The sequence below is a fragment of the Streptomyces niphimycinicus genome (genome assembly GCF_018883605.1).
GTDB classification, from domain to species: domain Bacteria; phylum Actinomycetota; class Actinomycetes; order Streptomycetales; family Streptomycetaceae; genus Streptomyces; species Streptomyces niphimycinicus.
On record NZ_JAHLEM010000449.1, the window covers coordinates 1 to 3661 of the forward strand.

General features: G+C 72.7%; 5 protein-coding genes. 2 read left to right on the forward strand and 3 right to left on the reverse strand.

The window, feature by feature from the left end; genetic code table 11:
- On the reverse strand, positions 1-339 hold a 339-nt coding region (locus tag KN815_RS32105; protein ID WP_216345374.1), incomplete at its 3' end, for a GntR family transcriptional regulator.
- Positions 340-375: 36 nt separating this feature from the next.
- Here KN815_RS32105 and KN815_RS32110 point away from each other — a divergent pair.
- The gene (locus tag KN815_RS32110) at positions 376-1077 is read left to right on the forward strand and encodes a pyridoxamine 5'-phosphate oxidase family protein (RefSeq protein ID WP_216345375.1); all 702 of its coding nucleotides are present in this window, start codon (positions 376-378) and stop codon (positions 1075-1077) included.
- A 36-nt stretch (positions 1078-1113) separates the two neighbouring features.
- Here the strand turns inward: KN815_RS32110 and KN815_RS32115 are convergent, their stop codons facing one another.
- Both KN815_RS32115 and KN815_RS32120 read right to left on the reverse strand, forming a co-directional pair.
- Positions 1114-2103: an EamA family transporter gene (locus KN815_RS32115; protein WP_216345376.1), complete on the reverse strand. Its 990-nt coding sequence runs from the start codon at positions 2101-2103 to the stop codon at positions 1114-1116.
- A 31-nt stretch (positions 2104-2134) separates the two neighbouring features.
- Positions 2135-2662, reverse strand: coding sequence for a Clp protease N-terminal domain-containing protein (locus KN815_RS32120; protein WP_216345377.1), 528 nt, complete (start codon positions 2660-2662; stop codon positions 2135-2137).
- A 225-nt stretch (positions 2663-2887) separates the two neighbouring features.
- Between KN815_RS32120 and KN815_RS32125 the strand changes: the two genes are divergently transcribed.
- Positions 2888-3316, forward strand: coding sequence for a type II toxin-antitoxin system Rv0910 family toxin (locus KN815_RS32125; RefSeq protein ID WP_216345378.1), 429 nt, complete (start codon positions 2888-2890; stop codon positions 3314-3316).
- Positions 3317-3661: the final 345 nt, after the last annotated feature.

The following is a 3661-nucleotide window of genomic DNA, read 5'->3' on the forward strand; positions in this document are numbered from 1 at the left end:
GAGCGGCGGGCCGAGCGGGGGCAGCAGCGCGGGGTCGGGGTTGCCGCTCGACAGGTCGCGCGCGCCGCCGGCGTCGACGCCGATCCACTCGCGGGGCGTACTGGAGGGGCGGGAGCGCACCCGGCTCCCCCGGCGCCCCGCCGTCTCGATCACGCCCCGTTCACGCAGCACGCGATAGGCGGCCGCGACCGTATTGGGATTCACGCCCAGCCGCTGCGCCAACTCTCGCAGGGGAGGCAGCAGTTGGCCCGGCGGCAGCTCACCGGCACCGATCGCGCGCTCCACACTGGCCGCGATCTCGGCTGCGCGACGGCCGACGATCGGATATTCTCCTAGCACAAACGCTATTTTGCACTAGTGCAACGGAGGACGCAAATGCCCGCCCCGGACGCCACCGCCGCGACCAACGCGCCCGACAACGCCTACACACCGACCGGCCGCACCGTGCCCACCCGCTCCCGCGAGCGCGCGTCGTACGACCGGGAGGTGGTGCACGCGATCCTCGACGAGGGCTACGTCTGCCATCTGGGCTTCATACGCGACGGCGCCCCCGTCGTCCTGCCGACCCTCTACGGCCGGGTCGGGGAGCGGCTGTACCTCCACGGCTCGACGGGCGCGCGTCCGCTGCGCATGGCGGGCGCGCCGGGCGGCGAGGAGCCGGGGCTGCCGGTGTGTCTCACCGTCACCCATGTCGACGGGCTGGTCCTGGCCCGCTCGGCGTTCCACCACTCCATCAACTACCGCTCGGTGGTGGTGCACGGCATCGCCCGCCCGGTGACCGATCCGGCCGAGCGCATCGCGGCCCTGGACGCCCTGGTGGACCATGTGGTGCCGGGCCGCGCCGCCGACTCCCGGCCGGCCAACACCAAGGAGCTGGCCGCCACCGCCGTGCTCAGCCTCGACCTCGAAGAGGTCTCCGCGAAGATCCGCACCGGCGGGCCCAGTGACGACGCCGAGGATCTGGGACTCCCCCACTGGAGCGGCGTGGTGCCCGTCGCCCGCGCTTACGGCGCGCCGGAGCCCGCCGACGACCTCGCGCCCGACACGCCGGTGCCCGGCTATCTCACCCGGCTCTGACCGGGAACGCCCCGCCGCACGCCGGGACGGGGGCGGTCAGCCTCCCGCCGTGTACTCCCGCTCCCCCTCCGCCGCCGCCGAGGCCGCCACCGGCTCGGCGGCGGCGGCCTTCGGGGTGGAGGTCTGGGCGATCAGGGCGCCGGTCAGCACCACCGCACCGCCGACGACCTGCGCCACGCCCAGGTGCTCATCCAGCAGCACCCACGCCAGAACGGTCGCGATGACCGCCTCCAGGCAGGCGAGCACCCCGGCCACCTGCGGTGAGAGCCGGCGCACCGACAGCACCCCGGTGAGATACGCGATCACCGTCGCCACCAGCACGATCCAGGCGAGCAGCACCAGTGCGGGAATGCGGGCGCCCGCCAGATCGGCGCCGCCGGCCAGAACCGTCCAGTCCATTCCCCAGGGGCGGCCGACCACGGTCAGCGCCACGGCTCCGATCAGCAGTCCGTAGGCGATGACGCCGAGCGGATCCGCCGGGTCCTCGCCGCCGCTGCCGTGGTCGGAGAGGACGAAGTAGCCCACCTGACAGAAGGCCGCGCCGAAGGCGAGCAGCAGTCCAAGGGGGTTGAAGCTCAGCCCGGACCAGACCTCCACGACACACGCGAGCCCGCCGACGGCCAGGACGACGCCGATCGCCGCGGCCCGGCTCACCGGCCGGCGCTGGACGAACCGCACCCACCCCAGCACCAGCGCGGGCGCCAGGTATTCGACGAGCAGCGCGACGCCGACCGGAATCCGGGAGAGCGCCGCGAAGTAGCACGCCTGCACCCCCGCGACGGCCAGCAGGCCGAACCCCACCAGCAGGGCGGGGCGGCGGGCCGGCAGCCGGCGATGGCGCCAGGCCAGGGGCAGCAGGACCAGGGCCGCGCCGGTCACCCGCAGCCAGGTGACCTCGATCGGCGCGAGCCCCGCCTCGATCAGCGGTTTGGCGGCGACGCCCGATCCGCCGAAGGTGAGCGCCGACACCAGGGCGAGCCCCAGGCCGACCTTCCTTTGCTGTGAGTGGCCTCCGGATAGCTGCACCGGGCCATCATGTCAGCTCACGTCAGCACCGTCATCCCGTTGACTGCTGGCAGGTCTCCATGGCCAGGGCGGTGACCAGCGGTTCGACAGCGACACCCGCGCGCCTCAGCACCTCCATGGCACGACACTCCCGGTCACGGACGAGCGCGGCGAGGAGGTCGAGGCCACCGGCGCGGGATCCGCCACGGGAGGCGGCGCGGCGGACCGCCGCACCGAGGGCGGCCGTCGCGGCGGGCGACCACCCGGCCATTCCGCTTCCCGCCGACGGCGCCGCCCCCGAGACCTCGACGGTGCCGCTCCACCGGAGCCCGTAGCCGATGACGCGCTGCACCAGATACCCCAGCAGCCGTATCACCTGGGGCGGGCCGCCGGGAAACACTTCCCGTACCTCCGGGTCGGTCTCCAGGAGGCCGTGCAGCAGATGGGCGGTGTCGATCTGCGCGTCACCATCGCGTACGGCGCGCCGGCGGGCCCCCGCGATCACGGCGGCCACCACTTCGCCGACCCGGTCCTCGCATCGGGCGTCGTCCGGACCGGCGGAAAGGGTAGGACTTCGCACACTCTCACCCCATCAGTCCCTTGAGACCGGAGCATCCTCGCCGGGAAGCATGTACGCATCCCGCCGTGGTTGTGCACGGATGACCGGTTCTCATCCTCGGGGAGGAGGGCAGACGGAAAGGCGGGAACTGACGATCCGTCAGTATTGAATGTTCCGGACCCCGGGGCTACGTTGCCCGGCACCGTCGCACCACACACCGCAGAAACCCGCCGAAGGGACTCCCCCATGGCCGAGGTCAGCGCGCAGATACACATCGGGGCACCGGCTGAGAAGGTCTGGGCCCGGCTGACGGACTTCTCCACCTACGGCGACTGGAACGCCACCCACACCAGCTTTCCGCGGGGCGGCCCGGCCACGCTGGAAGTGGCGGCGACCTATGAGGAGAACATGAAACTGATGGGCTTTCCGGCCGAGGTGACCTGGACCGTCGAGGAATGCGAACCCGCCCGGCTGCTGGCCACCCGGGGCAAGGGCCCGATGGGCGTGAATCTCGCCATGCGCTATTCGCTCACGCCGGACGGCGATGCCACGACGGTGCGCGTGGACGGGGAGTTCACGGGGGCGGCGGTCTCCTTGATGGCCGGAAAGCTGAAGGACTCGGCGACCAGCGCGCTCAATGAGTCGCTGCGCAAGCTCAGCGCGCTGGTCGTCTAAGCAGGCCAGAGGAAGCCCGCCACGGTTCGGGCAGCGCCCCGAAGAGGCGCGGGACTGTGTCAATGCGCGGCTCCGCCGCGGCTGTGTCGATGTGCGGCTTTGCCGCGGCTGTGCCGATATGCGGCTCCGCCGCGTGGCCAGCCACGACGGCGCCGCAGTCGGCCGACGACGCATCGCGACACTTCCAGCGGAGCGCTCAGCGCCGGGCAGGCGCCTGGTCCCGCGTCCCGCCCCGCCGCCCCCGTGCGGCCGTTCCCCCGTCCGATTGGGGTCAGCTCTCGCCGCCCCGCCCGGTGCCGCCCTTCTCCTCGTCCTGCTCGGCGAGGATGAGATACAGCCGCTTGC

What these genes read in the sequence shown, in the direction of transcription:
- KN815_RS32110 (WP_216345375.1), top strand. Translation starts at nt 376, where the DNA reads ATGCCCGCCCCGGACGCCACCGCCGCGACCAACGCGCCCGACAACGCC.
- KN815_RS32125 (WP_216345378.1), top strand. Translation starts at nt 2,888, where the DNA reads ATGGCCGAGGTCAGCGCGCAGATACACATCGGGGCACCGGCTGAGAAG.